The organism is Vibrio sp. B4-6 (genome assembly GCF_963888245.1).
Classification (GTDB): Bacteria; Pseudomonadota; Gammaproteobacteria; order Enterobacterales; family Vibrionaceae; genus Vibrio; species Vibrio anguillarum.
The window spans coordinates 306987-328373 of record NZ_CAWPIM010000033.1; the positions used below are offsets into that span (position 1 = coordinate 306987).

Below are 21387 nucleotides of genomic sequence, written 5' to 3' on the forward strand. Positions count from 1 at the left end.
CACTCGCTAAGTGTCACAGTTTAATGCGGGCTACATCATACCGAGTTCAATAGGTAATTTTGAGTCTTTTTGTTAATATCAATGCCAGTTAACCAATATGAGCCTTCCACTGTGAGCCAAAAAAGAATTTCGCGTGTGATTTATCCCGGCACTTTTGATCCCATCACCAATGGTCATTTGGATCTGATCGAACGCGCCGCCAATATGTTTGATGAAGTGATCATCGCCGTCGCCGCCAGCCCAAGCAAAAACACCATGTTTACTCTGCAAGAACGGGTCGCCTTTGCCAGCGCAGTCACTCAACATTTAGAGAATGTCACTGCTAAAGGATTTGCTGGGTTAATGGTCGATTTTGCGCGTGATGAAAAAGCCAATGTGCTGATCCGCGGTTTGCGTACTACGGTTGACTTCGAGTATGAATTTGGTTTGACCAACATGTACCGCCGTTTGATGCCGGGGCTGGAAAGTGTGTTTCTTACACCATCAGAGGAGCATGCATTTATCTCCTCCACCATTGTGCGTGAAGTGGCGATTCATGGTGGAGAAGTTGATCAATTTGTTCCTGACATTGTCGCTAACGCCTTGCATGGCAAGAAAATATAGCCTTTAGGACGTACCTTATTTTTGGCAAGCAGAGCAGAAAAAGGTGTTACGCTGACCAATTTTCAGCGCTTCAATCGCTTGCCCACACGCTGGGCAAGGCTGCTGCGCTTTGCCATACACATTAAGCTCTTGAGCAAAATATCCCGGTTTGCCATCCGCTTGTGCAAAATCTTTTAAGGTTGTGCCACCTTGTTGAATCGCCGTTGCTAAGACTGATTTAATTTCTCGCACGAGGCAATTCCACTCAGTCAGTGTCAGCGAATGAGCGGGCCGAGTGGGGAGAATTCGCGCATTAAACAATGATTCACTCGCGTAGATATTGCCTACGCCAACCACTACTTTATTCTCCATAATAAATTGCTTAACAGCGATACGTTTATTGTTCGCTTTTTGCACAATATAATCTGCATCAAAATCATCGGTTAATGGCTCAGGACCGATATTACTCAACACCGAGTGGCTTGCTCCTTGTTCGCACCATAGCCAAGCGCCAAATCGACGTGGATCGTGGTAGCGCAGTACCTTGCCATTGGTTAATCGCAGATCAACGTGATCATGCTTACCTGCCGGAAAATCACACTCCAATACTCGCAATGAACCTGACATTCCCAAGTGAACAATCGCACTGCCAATATCGGTCTCTATCAATAAATATTTGGCCCGGCGGGCAATATTGCGGATCACTTGCCCTTCTAACTGTTTCAGCTCTTGAGGGATGGCCCAACGTAATTTTGGCGTGCGAAATGTCAGTTGCTGGATCGTTTGCCCAACTAGATGCGGGCTAATCCCCATTTTACTTACTTCAACTTCGGGTAACTCAGGCATGATACATCTCGATTCTTCGTTCGTCGTTATTGGTTTGTTCAACGCTCAAAGAGAAATAATGACTCAGTTCGGAAAAAGAAAAGCTTCTTCTACCGAAAGTGCCACCCATTTCTCTTGCCAATTTTTCAATAACCAAAACTGGGGGGTTTGGTAGTAGGTGATCCTTTGCGGCTCTTCGCGATCCTGATACCACACCTCCACGGTTTGTGGGTTGCGTAGTAGAGACGCAAGCGACTCGTAAGTGGCATCATCTACTTCTGTACCAACTAAACTCTGCCAGCGTTGTGCTAATATTTCAGGAGCAACTGAAATTGCTTTGCTTGATCGCCAACGGTTTTGATTCAGTTCAAGTGACCAGTCAGTAAAATGCAGTGCTTGCAGCTGTGCATTTGGATTAATCACATAAGGATAAGGGCTAGCAGGCGGTTCAATAAGATAAGTTTTGATGACTGTGGGTAAATTCAAAATGGCAATAAAAGCAATAACAGCCAAGATAAGAATATTATTCCAACGGCGGCGATTGATACGCATAAGTGATCCCTAAGAGTTTATCTTTGAGTAACTTAGCACATTATAGTGAGAGCTGACATTGCAGGGTACAAATTCCAGACAATAAAAAACCCAGCCAAAGCTGGGTCTTTCAATGCTTACAAAGCGTAAAATCAATTACTTGATTTTGCCTTCTTTGTAAAGAACGTGCTGGCGAACTACTGGATCAAATTTCTTGATCTCAAATTTGCCTGGCATGTTGCGTTTGTTCTTGTCAGTTGTGTAGAAGTGACCAGTACCTGCAGAAGATATTAGTCGAATTTTCTCACGAATGCCTTTAGCCATTGCTCAATTCCTCTTAAACGTTTTCGCCACGTGCACGGATATCAACAAGAACAGCATCAATGCCTTTCTTATCGATGATACGCATGCCTTTAGCAGTTAGACGTAGTTTAACAAAACGTTTTTCGCTCTCTACCCAGAAACGATGAGTTTGTAGGTTCGGCAGAAAACGACGCTTAGTAGCATTTCGTGCGTGTGAACGGTTGTTACCCGTTATTGGACGCTTACCAGTTACTTGGCATACTCGGGACATGAATGTCTTCTCCAAATCGTTTCAGCTCGATATCAACCTTGGTGGCCGAACCTCGTTCTCGATGTATTAAGAAGTTTGAGGTTAAAAACCGTTATGGAAAATCCATACAAGGCTATCAAAGGTCGCGTATTATACTAACTTGACATGCATTGCTCAAGACCCGAACAGATCCTTTTTACGGATTTGGCGATCTTTTTTTAAGCAGAGCTGATTTAGGTTGATAATTTAGTGCGCGAATCATACCAGAATAATCTTAAGTCACAACCTAAAATGTGATTCAAATCCACCCTCTTTCTGCAAAAGAAATCACCTCGCCGTCGCCCACCACAAAATGGTCCAAAATACGGATGTCCACTAACGCAAGCGCATCGGTTAATCGACGTGTGATTCTGCGATCGGCTTGGCTAGGCTCAGCAACGCCTGACGGATGATTATGGGCCAATATTAATGCCGCCGCATTATGGTGGAGCGCTCTTTTAACCACCTCACGAGGGTAAACGCTGGCCGCGTCAATCGTCCCCTCAAACAATACTTCATCGCTGATCACTCGGTGTTGATTATCCAAAAACAGAATATAGAAGGCTTCTCGATGGCGATCGCGTAGCACACTCGATAAATAAAGCTTGGTTTGCTCTGGGCTAGTCAAAGCGCCACCTCGTTTGAGCGTTTCGGCCAAATAGCGCTGCGTCATTTCAAGCACCGCCTGCAATTGAACGTATTTGGCTTCGCCCAACCCTTTATGGCGGCAAAACTCTTGCTGGTTGGCCGAAAAAAGCGCTCGAAGTGATCCAAACTCGCGCAGCAGCAGATCCGAGAGAGCGAGCACATTCATTCCTTGAGTGCCAGTACGAAGGAAAATCGCCAGCAGTTCAGCATCAGATAATGCCTGAGGACCGCGAGCAAGCAATTTTTCGCGCGGCATTGATTCTGTGGGCAGTGATTTGAGGCTCATTAAGCACTCCTAGGGCTAAAGGTACTCAGACAACATAGAGAAATAGCCAAGCCTGCAACTTTGCTTCTCTTTATTTAGGCTTAATTCATGGTTTTTTGTAATTGATAAGTGATGAAAGACGCAGAAACACTCGTCCAATATGAAAGGATTGAGCGGATCATAAGGTCACTCGATGCGAGAGTTGTGCTAACATAATGCGCAGAATTTTTGAGGAAAAGACAATGCAAACACTGGCAGGAAAAAAGATTCTGCTCGGCATTAGCGGCGGTATTGCTGCGTATAAATGTGCTGAGCTAACGCGTCGCTTGATTGAGCGAGGCGCTCAAGTACAAGTGGTGATGACCCACGCTGCAAAAGAGTTTATAACGCCACTGACCATGCAAGCCGTCTCTGGCAGGCCAGTTTCAGATAGCTTATTAGACCCAGCCGCCGAAGCGTCTATGGGCCATATTGAACTTGCCAAATGGGCAGACTTAGTCCTACTGGCTCCCGCGACTGCGGATCTCATCGCGCGCGTCGCCGCAGGAATGGGTAATGATTTACTCACCACTTTGATTTTAGCCACCAATGCGCCAGTGGCCGTCTCGCCGGCAATGAATCAGCAGATGTATCGCAATATCGCCACACAAGAGAATATTGCCACGCTTAAACGCCGAGGCATGATGATTTGGGGCCCAGCAGCTGGTGAACAGGCGTGTGGCGATGTTGGCCCGGGCCGCATGCTTGAACCGATGCAATTGGTTGAGCGCTGCGAGTTTTTTTTCCAAACAGAGATGGCAAACAACACACTGCTCGCCGGTAAGTCACTGTTGATTAGCGCAGGCCCAACCCGTGAAGCACTCGATCCAGTCCGCTATATCAGTAACCACAGTTCAGGCAAAATGGGGTATGCGATTGCGCAGGCCGCCGCTCAATTGGGCGCGAAAGTGACTCTGATCAGTGGCCCGGTCAATTTGCTCACACCGCCACAAGTACAACGTATTGATGTGGAAAGTGCCTGCGATATGCATCAGCAAGTGATGGCGCAAGCGCAATCACATGATGTGTTCATCAGTTGCGCAGCCGTAGCCGACTATCGCCCTGAGATCGTCGCCGATCAAAAGATCAAAAAAACCGATGCGAGCGATCACATGCTCATCACCATGGTCAAAAATCCCGACATCGTCGCCAGCGTAGCCGCATTGAAAGAAAACCGCCCGTTCACGGTAGGCTTTGCTGCTGAAACGCAGCAAGTTGAAAAATATGCCCGCGCTAAACTGCTCAACAAAAAACTGGATATGATCTGCGCCAATGATGTTTCTGTTGCAGGCCAAGGCTTTAATAGTAACGACAATACGCTGACCGTTTATTGGCAAGGCGGAGAGCAAGCATTACCTTTGAGTTCAAAATCTGCATTAGCTCACGCGCTGATGCAACTGATCGCGAGTCAACTGTAGGCTACAAACAGACGTTCTAAGCTTCTTTTAGGGTTCATAGCGTTTATTGGGTGGTAAAATCACCACCCAGTTCAATCATTTTCATTTTTACGCTACGCAGTCCGAAAACTGTCCGTTAAACTACTGCGCTTAATGGACAATACCCAAACCATCTGAAGGGTATAAATATTTGCTCACAAGCATGTGGTAACTAAAAGGAAATCGAGTCATGGCCGTCAATAAGAAAATCAATCGTCGTGAAGAGATTCTACAAGCACTCGCTGAAATGCTGGAATCTAACGATGGCGCATCACGCATCACCACAGCAAAGCTAGCCAAACAAGTGGGCGTTTCTGAAGCGGCTTTGTACCGTCATTTTCCGAGTAAAGCACGGATGTTTGAAGGCTTGATTGAGTTTATTGAAGAGTCTTTAATGTCGCGGATTAATCGCATTTTGGATGAAGAGAAAGATACACTCAACCGCATCCGCTTAGTGCTACAGCTTATCTTGGCTTTTTCGGAACGTAACCCGGGCTTGACACGAATTTTATCCGGCCATGCTCTAATGTTTGAAAATGAGCGACTGCGTGAACGGATCAACCAACTGTTCGAACGCATAGAAACGTCACTACGTCAGATCCTTCGCGAACGTAAACTGCGTGAAGGTAAATCCTTCCCCGTCGACGAAAGCATTTTAGCCGCGCAACTGCTTGGCCAAGTGGAAGGAAGCCTAAATCGCTTTGTGCGATCTGACTTTAAATACCAACCGACGGCAAATTTTGAAGAGTATTGGGCATTATTAAGCGCTCAGATTCAGTAAAAACAAACCACCACCGTCGTGACAAAGAATCATCAGTGAAAGAATCAAGAGTAATGAGCAAAGAAAAATACGGTAAACCTGAGTTTTCCCTCTCGCTACTGCACCCTAAATATTGGGGCGTGTGGCTTAGCTTTGGGCTACTCGCTTTAGTGGTCAACCTGCTTCCTTATTCTGCGTTACTAAAAATAGGACGCAGCATGGGCGCGTTTGGAATGCGCTTTGCTAACAAGCGAGTACACATTGCCACGCGTAATCTACAGCTATCTTTTCCAGAGAAAAGTGCAGGTGAGATTGAGCATATTGTTAACGAAAACTTTAAAAACACCGGCATGGCACTGATAGAAACCGGAATTACTTGGTTTTGGCCGACTTGGCGTTTTGCTCGCCTACTTGATGTGAAAGATGTCAGCGCCCTTTTGCAACTCAAACAAGAAAAACGTGGCGCACTGCTGTGTTGCGTACATGCGTTAAATTTAGAAATTACGGCACGTGCTTTTGGTGTAATAGGCCTTGAAGGCTATGGCGTTTACCGCCCACACAGCAACCCTGCGTATGAATTTATCCAATACCGTGGTCGCACACGCAATGGCAATAAACTTATCTACCGCACCGACATTAAACAGATGATCCGCGTACTCAAACAGGGCGAGCGCCTATTTTATCTACCCGATCAAGATTACGGCCATAACAAATCGGTGTTTGTTCCCTTCTTTGCGGTCAAAGAAGCGTGTACCACCACAGGCACCAGTATTCTGGCTTATACTAGCCAATGTGCGATTGTCCCTGGTTCAGGGTTTCGAAACGCCAACGGAAAATATGAAATCATCGCCGATAAAACCATTGATGGCGACTATCCAAAAGATGACATGACCGCCGCCGCCGCTTACATGAATAAATACGTTGAAGAAGTGATTCTACGCGCACCAGAACAGTGGATGTGGCTGCATAAGCGTTTTAAATCTTTGCCAGATGAAACGTTAACTAACTCTCGCTATTTATAACTAGAAAAAGGTTTTGCTTTCAATGAGCAACAACGAAAACAGCACAGACAAACACTTGCACAACCCCACATTCCAATGGTCTTTTTTACACCCAAAACATTGGGGAACTTGGATTGGGATCTTCTTTGCCGCTCTGTTCGCCTTTATGCCACCCGCATGGCGAGATAGGCTAGCGCGCAAATTATCCACCTTTGCGGTACGAAAAAACGGCCGTGTTGTACGCCGCACGCGAGTGAATCTGGAAAAATGCTTTCCTGAAAAATCCCCGCAAGAACGCCAGGCTATTTTGGAAGAAACCTTTGTCAAAGCAGCACAATACATGCTCGGTTATTCGGAGTTTTTGGTTCGTTCCACAAAACACAATCAGCAACGCGGCATCATGATTGGTGAAGAGAACTTATTGCCATTGTTAGATGCTGGCGAGAACGTGATTATCCTCGCTCCTCACGCTTGGGCGGTCGATTACCCTGCGGTAATGCTTGCTGCAAAAGGCTATAAAGTAACCACCATCATGAAGCCACAGCGCAATCCTATCGGTGATTGGTTAATGCACGTCCAACGCATGCAATATGGCGGGCGTATTTTTGCACGTTATGCTGGAGTAAAACCGTTTGTACGTTCAATTAAAGATGGATACTTAGGCTACTGGCTGCCCGATGAAGACTTTGGCCCGGCCAACTCGGTCTTTGTTCCATTCTTTGGCACTGAAAAAGCCACGTTAAAAGGTTTTGGTAAAATGGCGCGCCTATCAAAGGCGAAAGTCGTGCCAATTTTGCCTGCTTATAACGATAAAACCTGTAAGTACGAAGTGCATATTTTGCCTGCATTAGAAAACTTTCCAACGGGCGATGAAGAGCAAGATGCACGCGCTATGAATAAGGCGATTGAAGATTTAGTCACACCACGCCCGGAACAGTACATGTGGAATTTATCACTGTTGAAAACGCAGCGTGATGGCTCGGAAATTTACGATAACTCGCACCATGGCGATCAAAGTTAATCGCTAGAATAACTAAACTCATAACAAACAAGCCCCGAGCGTCAAACTCGGGGCTTTTACTTTTCAATAAGTGGCTCTACGATTCGCAAATAAGTTGATGCTTAAATTCCGTACTGAGCACGATACGCTTTTACCGCCTCAAGGTGCTTAGCATCTGCCCCTTTCTCTTCAAGGTAAGTAACCAGATCGGTCAGGCTAACAATTGAGATGATCGCGCAACCAAAATCACGCTCGACTTCTTGAATTGCAGAAAGCTCTCCTTTACCTTTTTCTTGGCGGTCAATTGCTACCAAAACACCAGCAAGATCCGCACCGTTAGCTTGAATGATTTCCATCGACTCACGAATGGCAGTACCAGCCGTAATGACATCATCCACCAGCATAATGCGCCCTTCTAATGCGCTACCGACCAAGTTACCGCCTTCACCGTGGTCTTTCGCTTCTTTACGGTTAAAGCAATACGGCGTATCAACATCATGATGATCAGCCAACGCTACTGCAGTTGTAGTCGCAATTGGGATCCCTTTGTACGCAGGTCCAAATAGCACATCAAACTCAATCCCAGAATCGACCAAAGCAGCGGCATAAAAACGCCCTAAGCGCGCTAAATCACGGCCAGTATTAAACAAGCCAGCGTTAAAGAAATAAGGGCTTTTTCGGCCAGACTTCAAAGTAAACTCGCCAAACTTCAAAACTTCTTTTTCTAGTGCAAATTCAATAAATTCACGCTGGTATGCTTTCATGATTTTCTCTCTCTTAACTCATACACTTTGGTTTATTTCTCTTTCTCAACAAGAACAACCCCCTCCTAGCCTCCCCCTAAAAGGGGGAGGTACTAAAGTGGTGCTCACCTCCCCGAAAAAGGAGAGGTACTAAGCTGGTGCTCACCTCCCCCGAAAAAGGAGAGGTACTAAGATGCTGCTCGCCTCCCCGAAAAAAGAGAGGTACTAAGATGGTGCTCGCCTCCCCGAAAAAAGAGAGGTACTAAGATGGTGCTCGCCTCCCCGAAAAAAGAGAGGTACTAAGATAATGCTCGCCTCCCCTAAAAAAGAGAGGTACTAAGATAATGCTCGCCTCCCCTAAAAGGGGAGATACTAAGATGATGAATTCCCTCCCCTCAAGGGCAATATTAGGAACACTTCCTTTATTCCCTCCCCTTATAGGGGAGGGTTAGGGTGGGGTCATCACGTACAACAATACAATGAATAAAACGGGCAAAAAAATAGCCCCCAACTGGGAGCTACTTGATCAATCTAATAACGATGCTTTCTGCGCTTCAACAATATCAGCGATGCCTTTCTTGGCAACGGCCAGTAAATCCATCAGCTCTTCATGGCTAAACGGTTCACCCTCTGCGGTGCCTTGAATTTCAATCATCTTACCGTTTTCAGTCATCACCACATTCATATCAGTGTCGGCGGCAGAATCTTCCACGTATTCCAAATCACATAAAATGTTTTCACCCAAGATGCCAACTGAGACAGCAGCAACATGGCCTTTCATTGGATTCTTCTTCAATTTACCGCTAGCAACCAGATGAGCAAACGCATCCGCTAGTGCCACACTTGCGCCCGTAATTGATGCAGTGCGAGTACCGCCATCCGCTTGAATAACGTCACAGTCAACCGTGATCATCACCTCTGGCATTGCCTCTAAATCCACCACAGCACGTAAGCTGCGAGCGATGAGACGTTGAATCTCCATGGTGCGGCCACCTTGTTTACCGTTGGTCGCTTCACGACGAGTCCGTGAATGGGTTGCACGTGGCAGCATGCCGTATTCTGCAGTAACCCAACCTTTGCCCTGACCTTTCAACCAGCGAGGAACACCCTCTTCGACAGTGGCATTACACAATACTTTGGTATTACCAAATTCCACCAATACTGACCCTTCAGCATAAGCAGTGTAGTTGCGAGTGATTTTAATTGGGCGAATTTGATCGGCCGCGCGGTCATTTGGACGCATAGTGCATCTACCTTTTATCGGGTGAGACGGAATCGATTGGGGCGAGATTATAGCGGATTAGCCGCCTTGACGCTAGGTTGGTCACCCTTTGCATTGGCGTGAACCTAGTACACGCGTGAAGCTAGTGCTAACATATCTCTCGTTTGATATTTCATCTTCGTGAGCAAAGGACAAATCAATGATTTACAGCATGACCGCGTACGCGCGTAAAGAAGTTAAAGGTGATTGGGGTACCGCGGTATGGGAAATTCGCTCGGTAAACCAACGTTATCTTGAAACCTATTTCCGCCTGCCGGAACAATTTCGTGGTCTTGAGCCTGTACTGCGTGAACGCTTTCGCCAACGTTTAGCGCGCGGCAAAGTAGAATGTCACTTACGTTATGAAGCAAACCCTGCGGCTAAAAGTGAGCTGAATATCAATGAAGCACTCGCCAATCAAGTGATTAAAGCCGCCAACCAAGTAATGCACATGACAGGCGAGCTAAGCCGCATTAATCCGTTTCAAATCATGCAGTGGCCCGGCGTAATGGAAACGCCAGAACAAGACATGGACAGCATTAATAAAGCCTTATTAGCAGGCTTTGATGACGCAATCATTGAATTCATTGACGCACGTAGCCGTGAAGGTGACAACATGAAGGCGTTAATCGAACAACGCCTGACGGCGATCAGTGAAGAAGTGGTAAAAGTGCGCGCACGCATGCCAGAAATCCTGCAATGGCAACGTGAACGTCTATTGACTAAGTTTGAAGAAGCAAAGATTGAGCTTGATGCAACGCGCGTCGAGCAAGAGCTGATTTTACTTGCACAAAAATCAGACGTTGCCGAAGAGTTAGACCGCCTCGATTCGCATGTCAAAGAAGCACGTAATGTGCTCAAAAAAGGCGGCTCATGCGGCCGTAAGCTCGATTTCATGATGCAAGAATTTAACCGCGAATCGAACACGTTAGCCTCGAAATCAATCAGCACCGACATTACGGCCTCTGGCGTAGAACTTAAGGTTCTGATTGAGCAAATGAGAGAGCAGATCCAAAACATCGAATAAGGGTTTTTGAGTCTCTCTAAGCTTACCAAGCCCCTGTAAATAGGGGCTTTTTTTCAGGAAATTACAGGTCTTTGCCTCTGTTTTCAACCAACTGGTGAGTAACTTTCCAGCACGAGAGAGAATACTATGACGAATTGTGCTTTACCCCAAAAGTCTCTTGATTTCAAATATCGATTCAACATTGCGTCCAGTTATGGCTGCTTTTTAAGAATTTCCGATCTTAAAGTTAACAATCAAAATTACTCGTGACGGACTTGAAACAATTGCGCTAACTCATTAATTAACCAAGTAGCGGCTAATAGATCTGCACTGCCGCCGGGGCTTAAGTGTTTTTCAATCATCGCGCTATCGAGCGCCGTAAGAGCTTGTTCAATTTCTTGATATAAAAAGCCGCCTTTGGCGAGCAGTTGCTGCGCTTGCGCTTGCACAAAATGCAGCCCTTCTAATCCACCGCGAGCAGCGAGGTTGCTGTCGTTATTGTTGACCATCAACACCAATAAGGTATGCCACAAGGCTTGCTCGGTGCTGGCTCCTTTGGTTAAACAGGCTTGGTAGGCTGGCAGCGCATGTTGCATCACCATCGCAAGGCCAGAAGCGGCTTCACCGCGTGCGCCGGTTAAACCGTACCGACGATAAATTCGCTCGCCTGCCGTTTTGGGAGCCGATTCACGCTTCGCTTTTAGCTCATCAATAATCAAAAACTGGCAAGCTTGGCGAATGGTTTCGCCAATATGCTGCGCATCAATTTTGAGTTGATTGGCTTTGAGCCACCCCACAGAGCCGCAAATAAGCCCCAAGATAAAAATCATCCCTTTATGGGTGTTCACCCCTTGAGTGGCAGCAAACATGGCTTGCTCAGCTTCTATGCCAATCGGGCGCAAGGCGGTCAGCAACTGAGCGGCCGGATTTCCCGCGCTCTCCCAACCTGCACTGACAAAAGATTGCAGATAAGGCGCAATCGCCTCGGCACTGGCGATAAAAGTGTTGAGATCCATATCGCGGTGCGCGCCATTATTAGCAGTATCCACCAAACCCGGTTTAGGGGTGAGATGCACCTCTAACATCATGGCATGATAAGCCAGATGCCCCACTAAGCGAGGCAAGCTGAACGTTTTCGCGCCACTTGTGCCAGAGGCTTGGCTAGGCAGTTCAAGCAGAAGATCAAGCGCAGCAGGAATAGTCATGAACCATCTCCTCTATTTTAGCCAACAAAGCCTCAACACCGTGCTGCCGCGAGCGAGCACAGATCACCGCATCGCGTTCACACAGCAAGCAGCGCCGTCTTGGCAACTGCGCACCTTGGCGCGAAATAATATGTCCATCGACATCAATCACATCCAGATCCATCAGTCGCCCCAGCGGATGCTCGCGTTCAATCTTCATCATGGCTTTTTTCAACATGCTGGCTGAAGGAGCCTGAATCACCACAAAGGCTTCCGGCCCCGTTTTTTCCACCAACAGCTGACAAGCCACTTGCCGCCAGCCCGTTTGCTGACACAGTTCTTGAATGGCACGCATACCTGCATCCATCACGGTTTGGCTGGCAGCGTTGAGCTTAACCGCGCCCGGCATGTTAACCGTGAAAGAAACCAGAGGCAGTGAATGGCGTTTTAGCCACTCACCTTGTTGCCGAACCCGCACTTCTTTACGCAGAAGTAGCTGGTCCAGACTGACTGAAAGATCAGGATGGTGACTCATAGGCTTTTTACCTGCTTGATAACATCAATGATCGAACCGTCACGGTAGTGAACAAAGGCAACGGTTTTGTCTTCGAATTGCAACGGCTGGGGTTTACCCGTCAGCAACTCCGCACGCTGTTGCAACGCTTCAATCTCGACAACGGGCAGTTGCGCCGCGATGAAACGCGCTTTCAGTTCGGGACGATTCGGGTTTACCGCGATACCTTGATCCGTCACCAACACATCGATAGTGGCTCCTGGGGTGATGACGTTAGTGACCTTCTCGACCACGGTCGGAATGCGGCCACGCACCAAAGGCGCCACAATAATCGATAAGTTTGCCGCCGCCGCCGTGTCACAATGACCGCCGGATGCGCCGCGAATTACCCCATCAGAGCCGGTGATCACGTTAACGTTAAACTGGGTATCAATTTCCAGCGCACTCAAGATAACCACATCCAGCCTATCCACCGCCGCCCCCTTCGAGCTTGGGTTGGCGTATTCGTTAGCAGAGATTTCGAGATGATGTGGATTGCGCGCTAACGAGCCCGCCGCCACCGAATCGAAACACTGCACATCGAGCAAGTAATCAATCAGTCCCTGTTCATGCATTTCCACCATAGTCGCAGTGATACCACCGAGAGCGAAAGAAGCGCGAATGTTTTGGCGCAACATCTTCTCTTTCAAAAAGCGCGCAACCGCGAGCGATGCACCGCCCGAACCGGTCTGCATTGAAAAACCATCATAAAAATAGCCAGAATGCTCGATGACTTCCGCAGCGCGTTTGGCGATCAGCAGCTCGCGCGGATTAGTGGTCATGCGCGTGGCATCGCCACCGATTTTGCTTGGGTCGCCCACTTCCGCCACCTGCACAACCGCATCAACGCGGTCTTGAGTAATGGATGCAGGGAAATTGGGGAAACCAACGATGGCTTCAGTCAGCATCACCACTTTTTCAGCATGTTCGGCATCGACTTTGGCATAGCCGAGTGAGCCACAATTGGATTTGCCTTTAAAGCCGTTGGCGTTACCAAATTCATCACAGCAAGGTACACCAATAAACGCCATGTCGATGTAGAGCTCACCGCTTTGGATCAAATGCACACGACCACCGTGCGAGTGAATATGCACTGGTTCATCAAGCAAGCCGTTAGAAATGCTGTCGGCCAGCGCTCCGCGGATCCCAGAGGTGTAAATCTTGCTCACTACGCCGTTTTTGATGTGTTCAATCAAAGGCGAGTGGCAAGAGGTGAGCGAGCTTGAGGCGAGCGTGAGGTTTTTAATCCCTAGTTCAGCAATCACCTCCATCACCAGATTGACGGTTTTATCGCCGCCACGAAACGCATGATGGAAAGAGATGGTCATGCCCTCTTTTAAGCCAAGATCGACAATCGCTTCGCGGATCGAACTTTTCACTTTGCGGCTTTTTTTGGCTTGCTCATTCAGCAGATGCGGCGTGATCGCGTGCGCTTGGGTATAAGGCGTCAACGCGTAGCGTTCCACTTCCAGTACAGACAGAGGGTTATTTAATATATTAATACTCATGAGATGACCTTTAGTGTTTGATGCCGGATTCAGCACGTTGCAATGTCCAATGTGCGCGTTCGATGATGGGTCCATCGACCATTTTGCCGTTAAGGGAAACCACGCCCAGCCCTTTCGCTGCCGCTTCTTCTGCCGCTTCGATGACTGCGATGGCGTGATCGATCTCTTTTTGGGTTGGAGCAAACACGTTGTGCAGCAGGTCAATTTGGCGCGGGTTAATCAGTGATTTGCCATCAAAGCCAAGCTGTTTGATGTGCTCCGCTTCACGCAAAAATCCCTCTTCGTTATTGGCATCGGAATAGACGGTATCAAACGCCATGATCCCGGCAGCACGCGCCGCTTGCAGAATGGAGCAGCGCGCAAACAGCAGCTCAATGCCTTCCGCTGAACGCTGCGTGCGCAGATCGCGCACATAGTCTTCTGCGCCGAGCGCAATCCCAATCAGGCGGCGTGAGCTAAAGGCAATCTCGACTGCGTTGTTAATGCCTTGTGCGGTTTCAATCGCCGCCAACATGCGCGTGCTGCCCACTTCGCGTCCGCATTCACGCTCGATCTGCTCGATGACTTTTTCCATCTCAACCACATCGTTGGCGTTATCGGTTTTCGGCAGACGCACCACTTTGGCTCCGCCACGCACCACGGCATTGAGATCTTTGATACCAAATTCAGAATCGAGCGGATTGACCCGCACCACAGTTTCCATCTCTTGGTACATAGGGTGTTGCAGCGCATGAAACACCAACATCCGCGCGGTGTCTTTTTCACGCAGCGCGACCGAGTCTTCCAGATCGAACATGATCGAATCAGGTTGATAGATAAAGGTATTGCTGAGCATGGCGGCATTCGCGCCCGGCACAAATAACATACTGCGACGAAGTTTGGTCATGATAGTTGGCTCCACTCAATGTTCTGCACATCACAAGCGCGCATCACCGCGGCCTGTACGCGCGCGCGGATCACACAATCCAGCGCACCTTTGTCTTCGATGGTGACCAGCGCGTCGTGCACTTGCATCGTTTCGAGGGTGCGCAGCACGACCTGACGAATCGCATGACCAAATTGCTGCTCCACTGTGCTGTCTAGCACCAGCTCAATACCACCATCGTTATTAGGTTCAATCCGAACCTGAAGATCACTGGATTCCAGTGTTCCCGCAAAAGCGGGATGGGCAATTTTCATGGGTACAACCTTGTTAATGAGTTATTGGATAAAACAGTGTCAACACCGAGCTCATACCGCTAACAGTTGCGGAGCGGCCTGTAGCGAATGTTCCGCATAGTGCTGACAAAGGTAGGAATAGGTCGTTTTCGGCACGAGATCGGCAATCGCGGCAACGCCATATTGTTTGAGCAAATAGCGCACGCGCGATGCTGAAATAGGCTGCGAGGCTTGCTGGCTGCGCTCAATTTCCACCACTTGGATCGGCGCACTGACATCGTGCGTTTCTTCTAGCCAGCGGCGCATGGCTTGGTTGTAATGACGAGTCACAGTACAAATCGGCTCACTGCCGACAAAGCGGTGCGTAATGCCAAGGGCAGGTGCTATTGAATGGCGGAAAATACTTAAATCCAGCGCGGTATGGGATTGATTCACCACTTGTTGATCTTTAATAAAATAACTGGGGAAGGTCGCGCGTGAAATAATATAATCCGAGCCGGAATGAATAGTTAAATTCAATAAATGTTTACTACCGGCCTTAATCATTGCCATACGGTCAGCATAAGAGAAATCTTTATTCTCTGCTTTTACGACAAATAAATGCACCCAGTCGCATTGTTCGCAAGCTTGCTCAATTAAATATTGATGACCTAAGGTAAACGGATTGGCATTCATCACAATACTGCCAATTTTACGGCCAGACATTTTTAATAACTGCAACTGCATGCAATATACCGCAAGACGATTGGGGCTATTTTCTAATAAAGCAATATGCGGTTCGACTTTACCAACTAAGAAAAAACCACACTGCCGGAATAAATCGATATTGGCCGGTTTAGTAAAAAGAAAGAGTGAAAATCGCCCCATTTCATAAGCGAAGTTGGTTAATTCGGTCATCAATTTGAGTGCAAAACCGGTCCCTTGCAGTGCAGGAGAAACCGCGATGGACTTCAACACATGCCCAGCAATTCCACCGCAAGCGATGATTTGGTTTGTACCATAGGCCACCACAAAATGCTCCACATCTTCATCCACCGTGAGTTGGTGCTGGCAGAGGAACTCTTTGATCTGTAAGAGCTTGACTTTATTCTTGGTTGAAACTCGCGAGAAGGTATAAATATCCACCATGGTCAGCTTCCTCACCTATTTTTTCTGGCTTTATTATCTAAATTCAGCCGCAAAGGTTTAATGAGGGTAATCACTTTATTTCCCGCCGTTAACGCTCTTTATGGTTTTAATGAATTAAATTTTTATCTATTTGATTTTCAATTCTATTTAAAATTTAAATCATAAAAACCATTGAGACTTTTAAAGCCACTGGTTTGGATGACTATTTTCACAATTATCACTAGCTATTTTATTTAATGTAATAAAGGTCTTAATAACCTCATTGGACATGGAAATATGAACGAGAAAACCCTACATTTAGATAAAAAGTCCGCAGGTGGATTAAATCTAAGCCAGATAAAAATATTTGGCACTCCACTCCCTTTATTTTTATTTTTACTGGTCACTATATTAGCCGCTCATTTTACTGACACTTTACCTAGCGGTCTGGTTGGTGGTTTTGCCTTTATGTTTGTCGTCGGTGCAATATTTGGCGAAGTTGGCAAACGCCTACCTATTTTTAATAAATACATCGGCGGTGCGCCGGTGATGATTTTCTTGGTTGCTGCTTGGTTCGTGCATATGGGCTGGCTCAGCGACCGTGAAATCAAAACCGTGACCGAAGTGATGGATAAGAGCAAATTCTTGGATCTGTTCATCGCGGTGCTGATCACCGGCTCCATTTTGGCAGTCAACCGTAAACTGCTGATCCGCTCTCTAGCTGGTTACATTCCCACCATTCTGGCTGCGGTTGCCGGTGCGGCGATGTTTGGTATTGCTATCGGCCTAGTATTTGGTATCACTCCTGATCGCATCATGATGCTGTATGTGCTGCCGATCATGGGCGGTGGTAATGGCGCGGGTGCAATTCCACTTTCCGAGATATATGAATCGGTCACGGGTGGCTCAAAAGAACAATACTACTCAGTAGCGGTCGCCATTTTAACTATCGCTAATATAGTGGCTATCATCGTAGCTGCTGCTCTGAATATTATTGGTGAAAAGATCCCATTATTAACTGGCAATGGGGAGCTAGTACGCAGCTCGAAACTGGACGTTAGTGAAGAAGCCAAAAACCTTACCGTGACTCATCGTGAAATTGCGATTGGTTTAATGCTGGCTGCTTGCGTGTACACCTTCTCTTATTCGCTATCGAAAGAGATTTTACCCGGTTTTGGCTCGATTCAAATCCACACCTTTGCGTACATGGTAGTGATTATCGCCATTCTTAACGCGGCGGGTTTATGCAGTGATGAAATCAAAGAGGGCGCGAAACGTCTGTCTAATTTCTTTTCAAAACAGATGCTATGGCTATTGATGGTTGGCGTTGGTATTGCTTACACCGATCTAGCGGAAATCATCAATGCCCTCACCTTTGCTAACGTGATTATTGCCACTGTTATTGTACTTGGGGCGACTTTGGGTGCGGCTTTAGGTGGCTGGGCGATGGGTTTCTATCCTATTGAATCCTCTATCACCGCAGGTCTGTGTATGGCTAATCGCGGCGGTTCTGGTGACCTTGAAGTACTCGCTGCCTCTAACCGTATGAATTTGCTCTCTTACGCACAAATCTCTTCACGTCTGGGTGGCGGCATTGTGCTGGTTATCGCCAGCGTGGTGTTCGGTATGTTTTAACTCTTTAACCCTTGCTCCTTGGGATTATTTGGCGCGCCTAGCGCGCCTCTTTTTTCCTCTATTCTCAACCCTGTTTTTACCACTGGAAGTGACTATGCAATCAACCTCACTGCTCCTCGAAGGGATTAATTTACTGACCCTAGGGATGGGCTTTGTGTTCATCTTTTTGATTTTCTTAGTATTTGCAACTCGTACCATGTCGTACTTGATTGTCCGTTTTGCCCCGCCTGAAGCACAGACCAAAACGGGCAATAAAAAAACACCAGCCAATAAGGCTAAAGCCAAACAAAACCAAGGTGAGTTGCTCGCGGTGCTCACCGCCGCCATCCATCACCATAAAGCACAACAAAAATTATCTTAGTGAAGGAGAAATAACACATGACTCAGGCGATTAAACGCGTAGGTGTAACCGATGTCGTATTACGCGACGCGCACCAATCTCTTTTTGCCACTCGCTTACGGATTGACGACATGCTGCCGATTGCGCAGCAATTAGATCAGATCGGCTATTGGTCTTTGGAGTGTTGGGGAGGCGCAACCTTTGACAGCTGCATCCGCTTTTTAGGCGAAGACCCATGGCAACGCCTACGTTTGCTCAAACAAGCCATGCCCAATACGCCACTGCAAATGCTACTGCGCGGGCAAAACTTGCTCGGCTATCGTCACTATGCTGATGATGTGGTGGATACTTTTGTCGAGCGCGCAGTGAAAAATGGCATGGATGTGTTTCGTGTATTCGATGCGATGAACGATGTGCGTAACATGCAACAAGCACTACAAGCGGTGAAAAAGATGGGCGCGCATGCGCAAGGGACGCTCTGCTACACCACAAGCCCAGTACACAATTTACAAACTTGGGTCGACATAGCACAGCAACTGGCAGAACAGGGGGTCGATTCGATTGCCCTGAAAGATATGGCTGGCATTTTAACCCCGTATTCTGCCGAAGAGTTAGTCTCAACCCTGAAAAAACAAGTGGATGTCGAATTGCATCTGCACTGCCACTCCACTGCTGGCCTTGCCGATATGACCTTACTCAAAGCGATTGAAGCGGGCGTTGATCGGGTCGATACCGCGATTTCCAGCATGAGTGGTACTTATGGTCATCCAGCGACGGAATCTCTGGTCTCCACCTTGCAAGGCACGGGCTACGACACCGGGTTGGATATCGCTAAGCTCGAAAATATTGCGACCTATTTCCGCGATGTACGCAAAAAATACCACGCCTTTGAAGGCATGATGAAAGGCAGTGATGCACGTATTTTGGTGGCGCAAGTCCCGGGCGGTATGCTGACCAACATGGAAAGCCAACTCAAACAGCAAAACGCACTTGATAAACTCGATTTAGTGCTCGAAGAGATCCCGCGTGTACGTGAAGAGCTTGGCTTTTTGCCACTAGTGACTCCGACGTCACAAATCGTGGGTACACAAGCGGTGATCAACGTCGTAATGGGTGAGCGTTACAAAACCATCACCAAAGAAACCAGCGGAGTACTGAAAGGTGAATACGGTAAAACACCTGCGCCGGTCAACGTGCAGTTGCAAGCTCGAGTATTAGCAGGTGCTGAGCCCATAACCTGCCGTCCCGCTGATTTGATTACTGCTGAAATGCCAACCTTGCAAGACCGCGTATTACAGCAAGCTAAAGAGCAACACATCACTCTAGCCAAGAATGCGATTGATGATGTGCTGACCATTGCGCTGTTCGATCAAGTGGGTTGGAAGTTCCTCGCGAATCGCCATAACCCAGAAGCATTTGAACCCGCACCACAAGCAGCAAAAACTGGTGACGCCTCTCAAATGCCTACGGCAAAAACCAAAGCCGCGTCAGTGGAAAGTCAGTCCGTCGCAAGTAACGGTGTCTACACCATTACCGTCAACAACCAAAGCTATGTGGTGAAGGTAGATGAAGGCGGCGAGCTGACACATGTCGCGCCAGCAGCGTCGGCCAATAACTCACCAGTACCGAGTGCAGCAGAAGGTGAAAACCTCGCAGCCCCCCTTTCTGGCAATATCTGGAAAATTCATGCGGCAGCAGGTGATGAAGTGGCTGAAGGCGATGTCTTGCTGATCTTAGAAGCGATGAAGATGGAAACTGAAATCCGCGCCCCACGTGCCGGAGTGATCAGTGTCATTGAAGTCAATGAAGGCGATGCAGTACAAGTCGGCGACGCCTTGCTAGTACTAGCGTAATCAGGGACAAAAAGAATGGAAAACGTTTTAGCTATGGTGCGTGATTTTGGCCTATTCCACCTCCAGTGGGGGCAAGCCATCATGATCCTTGTCGGTTTAGCGCTGCTCTATCTGGCTATTTTTAAACGCTTTGAGCCTTTGCTACTAGTGCCTATTGGGTTTGGTGGCATTCTCTCTAATCTGCCCGATGCAGGGCTTGCCATGTCGGCGATAGAAAATGCCTTGTATGCCGCCAAACCTGAAGTGATGACGGCCTTTTCAGAGGTACTGCAACTTAGCTCGTACATGCCTTTGGAGATTAAGCAAGCACTGAGTAGCGCAACGCCACTGCAAATGACCACCTTGCACTTGCTCGCCGAGCAGTATCAGTACAGCGATGGCATGCTTTATCTGTTTTACAGTCTAGCCATCGCTTCCGGAGTTGGGCCTCTACTCATTTTTATGGGCGTAGGGGCAATGACGGATTTTGGTCCACTGCTCGCCAACCCCAAAACCCTGCTGCTCGGTGCGGCGGCTCAGTTTGGTATTTTCACTACCGTACTGGGTGCATTGGCATTAAGCAGTTTAGGGGTGATGGATTTTAGCGTGGCGCAAGCCGCCGCGATTGGCATCATAGGGGGTGCGGATGGCCCGACGGCAATTTACGTCTCGAGCATGCTCGCACCTGAATTGTTGGGGGCAATTGCGGTCGCAGCCTACTCCTACATGGCGTTAGTGCCTATGATTCAGCCGCCGATAATGCGTGCGCTGACCACGCAAGAAGAACGCAAAATTCAGATGCGTCAACTGCGTCAGGTACACAAGCTAGAAAAAATTGGCTTTCCACTGCTGCTACTGATTTTGATTGCGCTCTTACTGCCTTCTGCAACGCCACTGCTCGGTATGTTCTGCTTTGGCAACTTGATGCGTGAGTGTGGTGTGGTGGAGCGTTTATCCGATACAGCACAAAACGCACTGATCAATATAGTGACCATTTTCCTTGGTTTATCAGTTGGCTCCAAACTGATGGCGGATAAGTTCCTGCAGCCCCAAACCATTGGCATTTTGGTGCTCGGTATTGTGGCGTTTTGTGTCGGCACTGCGGCTGGGGTTTTGATGGCGAAACTGATGAATCGTTTCTCCACCACCAAACTCAACCCACTGATTGGTTCAGCCGGAGTTTCTGCCGTGCCGATGGCGGCACGCGTCTCCAACAAGGTCGGGCTAGAAGCCAACGCGCAGAACTTTTTGCTGATGCATGCCATGGGTCCCAACGTCGCTGGGGTCATTGGCTCTGCAGTAGCGGCAGGGGTTATGATCAAATATGTGATGGGATAGCCATTATTGATTGGTTTTTCTTAGACTCTAATCAATAAGCCTC

At 47.8% G+C, this 21387-nt stretch carries 23 protein-coding genes; 10 read left to right on the forward strand and 13 right to left on the reverse strand.

All coding sequences use genetic code 11. From position 1 onward, the window contains the following. Positions 1–111 precede the first annotated feature (111 nt). The gene (gene coaD, locus AACV20_RS10735; protein ID WP_026028196.1) at positions 112–603 is read left to right on the forward strand and encodes a pantetheine-phosphate adenylyltransferase; all 492 of its coding nucleotides are present in this window, start codon (positions 112–114) and stop codon (positions 601–603) included. Positions 604–618: 15 nt separating this feature from the next. Here coaD and mutM read toward each other — a convergent pair whose 3' ends face one another. The 5 genes from mutM to radC form a co-directional block, all read right to left on the reverse strand. Beyond that, complete coding sequence (mutM, locus tag AACV20_RS10740; RefSeq protein ID WP_013855729.1) at positions 619–1428, reverse strand: bifunctional DNA-formamidopyrimidine glycosylase/DNA-(apurinic or apyrimidinic site) lyase; 810 nt, start codon at positions 1426–1428, stop codon at positions 619–621. Positions 1429–1491: 63 nt separating this feature from the next. Continuing rightward, the gene (locus AACV20_RS10745) at positions 1492–1959 is read right to left on the reverse strand and encodes a hypothetical protein (RefSeq protein ID WP_013855728.1); all 468 of its coding nucleotides are present in this window, start codon (positions 1957–1959) and stop codon (positions 1492–1494) included. A gap of 135 nt (positions 1960–2094) precedes the next feature. After that, positions 2095–2262, reverse strand: a complete 168-nt coding sequence (rpmG, locus tag AACV20_RS10750) for a 50S ribosomal protein L33 (protein ID WP_010318992.1) — start codon at positions 2260–2262, stop codon at positions 2095–2097. 13 nt (positions 2263–2275) lie between these two features. Continuing rightward, a complete protein-coding gene (rpmB, locus tag AACV20_RS10755) occupies positions 2276–2512 on the reverse strand; it encodes a 50S ribosomal protein L28 (protein ID WP_004397476.1) in 237 nt (78 codons plus the stop codon). Positions 2513–2789: 277 nt separating this feature from the next. Further along, positions 2790–3464, reverse strand: a complete 675-nt coding sequence (gene radC, locus AACV20_RS10760) for a RadC family protein (protein ID WP_010318993.1) — start codon at positions 3462–3464, stop codon at positions 2790–2792. 221 nt (positions 3465–3685) lie between these two features. Here radC and coaBC point away from each other — a divergent pair, with 221 nt between their 5' ends. The 4 genes from coaBC (at position 3686) to lpxM (ending at position 7700) form a co-directional block, all read left to right on the forward strand. Then, a complete protein-coding gene (gene coaBC / locus AACV20_RS10765; protein ID WP_249929747.1) occupies positions 3686–4900 on the forward strand; it encodes a bifunctional phosphopantothenoylcysteine decarboxylase/phosphopantothenate--cysteine ligase CoaBC in 1215 nt (404 codons plus the stop codon). A 208-nt stretch (positions 4901–5108) separates the two neighbouring features. Then, complete coding sequence (gene slmA, locus AACV20_RS10770; protein ID WP_013855724.1) at positions 5109–5699, forward strand: nucleoid occlusion factor SlmA; 591 nt, start codon at positions 5109–5111, stop codon at positions 5697–5699. A gap of 53 nt (positions 5700–5752) precedes the next feature. Beyond that, entirely contained in the window at positions 5753–6700 is a 948-nt protein-coding gene (gene lpxL, locus AACV20_RS10775; protein WP_017048263.1) for an LpxL/LpxP family Kdo(2)-lipid IV(A) lauroyl/palmitoleoyl acyltransferase, read from the forward strand. Positions 6701–6722: 22 nt separating this feature from the next. Continuing rightward, a complete protein-coding gene (gene lpxM / locus AACV20_RS10780; RefSeq protein WP_170907265.1) occupies positions 6723–7700 on the forward strand; it encodes a lauroyl-Kdo(2)-lipid IV(A) myristoyltransferase in 978 nt (325 codons plus the stop codon). A 101-nt stretch (positions 7701–7801) separates the two neighbouring features. On the opposite strand, the gene pyrE is transcribed toward lpxM, so the two are convergent. Continuing rightward, positions 7802–8443: an orotate phosphoribosyltransferase gene (gene pyrE / locus AACV20_RS10785; RefSeq protein WP_013855722.1), complete on the reverse strand. Its 642-nt coding sequence runs from the start codon at positions 8441–8443 to the stop codon at positions 7802–7804. Positions 8444–8948: 505 nt separating this feature from the next. Continuing rightward, a complete protein-coding gene (gene rph / locus AACV20_RS10790) occupies positions 8949–9665 on the reverse strand; it encodes a ribonuclease PH (RefSeq protein WP_017042236.1) in 717 nt (238 codons plus the stop codon). 178 nt (positions 9666–9843) lie between these two features. On the opposite strand from rph, the gene AACV20_RS10795 reads away from it, so the two are divergent. After that, positions 9844–10710 carry a YicC/YloC family endoribonuclease gene (locus AACV20_RS10795; RefSeq protein ID WP_105976940.1) on the forward strand — a complete coding sequence of 289 codons (867 nt, stop codon included), beginning with the start codon at positions 9844–9846 and terminating at the stop codon, positions 10708–10710. 239 nt (positions 10711–10949) lie between these two features. Here the strand turns inward: AACV20_RS10795 and citG are convergent, their stop codons facing one another. From citG to citC, 6 genes are read right to left on the reverse strand one after another with little or no spacing between them, the layout of a single operon-like run. Continuing rightward, positions 10950–11894, reverse strand: a complete 945-nt coding sequence (gene citG, locus AACV20_RS10800) for a triphosphoribosyl-dephospho-CoA synthase CitG (RefSeq protein WP_170907266.1) — start codon at positions 11892–11894, stop codon at positions 10950–10952. Further along, positions 11872–12408, reverse strand: coding sequence for a citrate lyase holo-[acyl-carrier protein] synthase (gene citX / locus AACV20_RS10805; RefSeq protein ID WP_017050625.1), 537 nt, complete (start codon positions 12406–12408; stop codon positions 11872–11874). Before citX ends, citG begins: the two co-directional genes overlap by 23 nt. Then, a complete protein-coding gene (gene citF / locus AACV20_RS10810; protein WP_170907267.1) occupies positions 12405–13934 on the reverse strand; it encodes a citrate lyase subunit alpha in 1530 nt (509 codons plus the stop codon). Before citF ends, citX begins: the two co-directional genes overlap by 4 nt. A 10-nt stretch (positions 13935–13944) precedes the next feature. Further along, positions 13945–14820, reverse strand: coding sequence for a citrate (pro-3S)-lyase subunit beta (gene citE, locus AACV20_RS10815; RefSeq protein ID WP_170907268.1), 876 nt, complete (start codon positions 14818–14820; stop codon positions 13945–13947). Next, a complete protein-coding gene (gene citD / locus AACV20_RS10820) occupies positions 14817–15113 on the reverse strand; it encodes a citrate lyase acyl carrier protein (protein WP_170907269.1) in 297 nt (98 codons plus the stop codon). The genes citE and citD overlap by 4 nt, the downstream gene beginning before the upstream one ends. Positions 15114–15164: 51 nt before the next feature. Further along, on the reverse strand, positions 15165–16220 hold the full coding sequence (gene citC, locus AACV20_RS10825; protein ID WP_170907270.1) for a [citrate (pro-3S)-lyase] ligase: 1056 nt from the start codon (positions 16218–16220) through the stop codon (positions 15165–15167). Between the two features lie 276 nt (positions 16221–16496). Between citC and citS the strand changes: the two genes are divergently transcribed. The 4 genes from citS to AACV20_RS10845 are packed head-to-tail and all read left to right on the forward strand — an operon-like array spanning position 16497 to position 21344. Beyond that, positions 16497–17834 (forward strand): citrate/sodium symporter CitS, encoded by a 1338-nt coding sequence (gene citS / locus AACV20_RS10830; RefSeq protein ID WP_170907271.1) that lies wholly within the window; start codon positions 16497–16499, stop codon positions 17832–17834. Continuing rightward, positions 17785–18195: an OadG family protein gene (locus tag AACV20_RS10835; RefSeq protein ID WP_170907272.1), complete on the forward strand. Its 411-nt coding sequence runs from the start codon at positions 17785–17787 to the stop codon at positions 18193–18195. Before citS ends, AACV20_RS10835 begins: the two co-directional genes overlap by 50 nt. A 17-nt stretch (positions 18196–18212) precedes the next feature. Beyond that, positions 18213–20027: a sodium-extruding oxaloacetate decarboxylase subunit alpha gene (gene oadA, locus AACV20_RS10840; protein WP_170907273.1), complete on the forward strand. Its 1815-nt coding sequence runs from the start codon at positions 18213–18215 to the stop codon at positions 20025–20027. Between the two features lie 15 nt (positions 20028–20042). Further along, a complete protein-coding gene (locus AACV20_RS10845; protein ID WP_170907274.1) occupies positions 20043–21344 on the forward strand; it encodes a sodium ion-translocating decarboxylase subunit beta in 1302 nt (433 codons plus the stop codon). Positions 21345–21387 lie beyond the last annotated feature (43 nt).

What these genes read in the sequence shown, in the direction of transcription:
- mutM (WP_013855729.1), bottom strand. Translation starts at nt 1,428, where the DNA reads ATGCCTGAGTTACCCGAAGTTGAAGTAAGTAAAATGGGGATTAGCCCG.
- AACV20_RS10745 (WP_013855728.1), bottom strand. Translation starts at nt 1,959, where the DNA reads ATGCGTATCAATCGCCGCCGTTGGAATAATATTCTTATCTTGGCTGTT.
- rpmG (WP_010318992.1), bottom strand. Translation starts at nt 2,262, where the DNA reads ATGGCTAAAGGCATTCGTGAGAAAATTCGACTAATATCTTCTGCAGGT.
- rpmB (WP_004397476.1), bottom strand. Translation starts at nt 2,512, where the DNA reads ATGTCCCGAGTATGCCAAGTAACTGGTAAGCGTCCAATAACGGGTAAC.
- radC (WP_010318993.1), bottom strand. Translation starts at nt 3,464, where the DNA reads ATGAGCCTCAAATCACTGCCCACAGAATCAATGCCGCGCGAAAAATTG.
- coaBC (WP_249929747.1), top strand. Translation starts at nt 3,686, where the DNA reads ATGCAAACACTGGCAGGAAAAAAGATTCTGCTCGGCATTAGCGGCGGT.
- slmA (WP_013855724.1), top strand. Translation starts at nt 5,109, where the DNA reads ATGGCCGTCAATAAGAAAATCAATCGTCGTGAAGAGATTCTACAAGCA.
- lpxL (WP_017048263.1), top strand. Translation starts at nt 5,753, where the DNA reads ATGAGCAAAGAAAAATACGGTAAACCTGAGTTTTCCCTCTCGCTACTG.
- lpxM (WP_170907265.1), top strand. Translation starts at nt 6,723, where the DNA reads ATGAGCAACAACGAAAACAGCACAGACAAACACTTGCACAACCCCACA.
- pyrE (WP_013855722.1), bottom strand. Translation starts at nt 8,443, where the DNA reads ATGAAAGCATACCAGCGTGAATTTATTGAATTTGCACTAGAAAAAGAA.
- rph (WP_017042236.1), bottom strand. Translation starts at nt 9,665, where the DNA reads ATGCGTCCAAATGACCGCGCGGCCGATCAAATTCGCCCAATTAAAATC.
- AACV20_RS10795 (WP_105976940.1), top strand. Translation starts at nt 9,844, where the DNA reads ATGATTTACAGCATGACCGCGTACGCGCGTAAAGAAGTTAAAGGTGAT.
- citG (WP_170907266.1), bottom strand. Translation starts at nt 11,894, where the DNA reads ATGACTATTCCTGCTGCGCTTGATCTTCTGCTTGAACTGCCTAGCCAA.
- citX (WP_017050625.1), bottom strand. Translation starts at nt 12,408, where the DNA reads ATGAGTCACCATCCTGATCTTTCAGTCAGTCTGGACCAGCTACTTCTG.
- citF (WP_170907267.1), bottom strand. Translation starts at nt 13,934, where the DNA reads ATGAGTATTAATATATTAAATAACCCTCTGTCTGTACTGGAAGTGGAA.
- citE (WP_170907268.1), bottom strand. Translation starts at nt 14,820, where the DNA reads ATGACCAAACTTCGTCGCAGTATGTTATTTGTGCCGGGCGCGAATGCC.
- citD (WP_170907269.1), bottom strand. Translation starts at nt 15,113, where the DNA reads ATGAAAATTGCCCATCCCGCTTTTGCGGGAACACTGGAATCCAGTGAT.
- citC (WP_170907270.1), bottom strand. Translation starts at nt 16,220, where the DNA reads ATGGTGGATATTTATACCTTCTCGCGAGTTTCAACCAAGAATAAAGTC.
- citS (WP_170907271.1), top strand. Translation starts at nt 16,497, where the DNA reads ATGAACGAGAAAACCCTACATTTAGATAAAAAGTCCGCAGGTGGATTA.
- oadA (WP_170907273.1), top strand. Translation starts at nt 18,213, where the DNA reads ATGACTCAGGCGATTAAACGCGTAGGTGTAACCGATGTCGTATTACGC.
- AACV20_RS10845 (WP_170907274.1), top strand. Translation starts at nt 20,043, where the DNA reads ATGGAAAACGTTTTAGCTATGGTGCGTGATTTTGGCCTATTCCACCTC.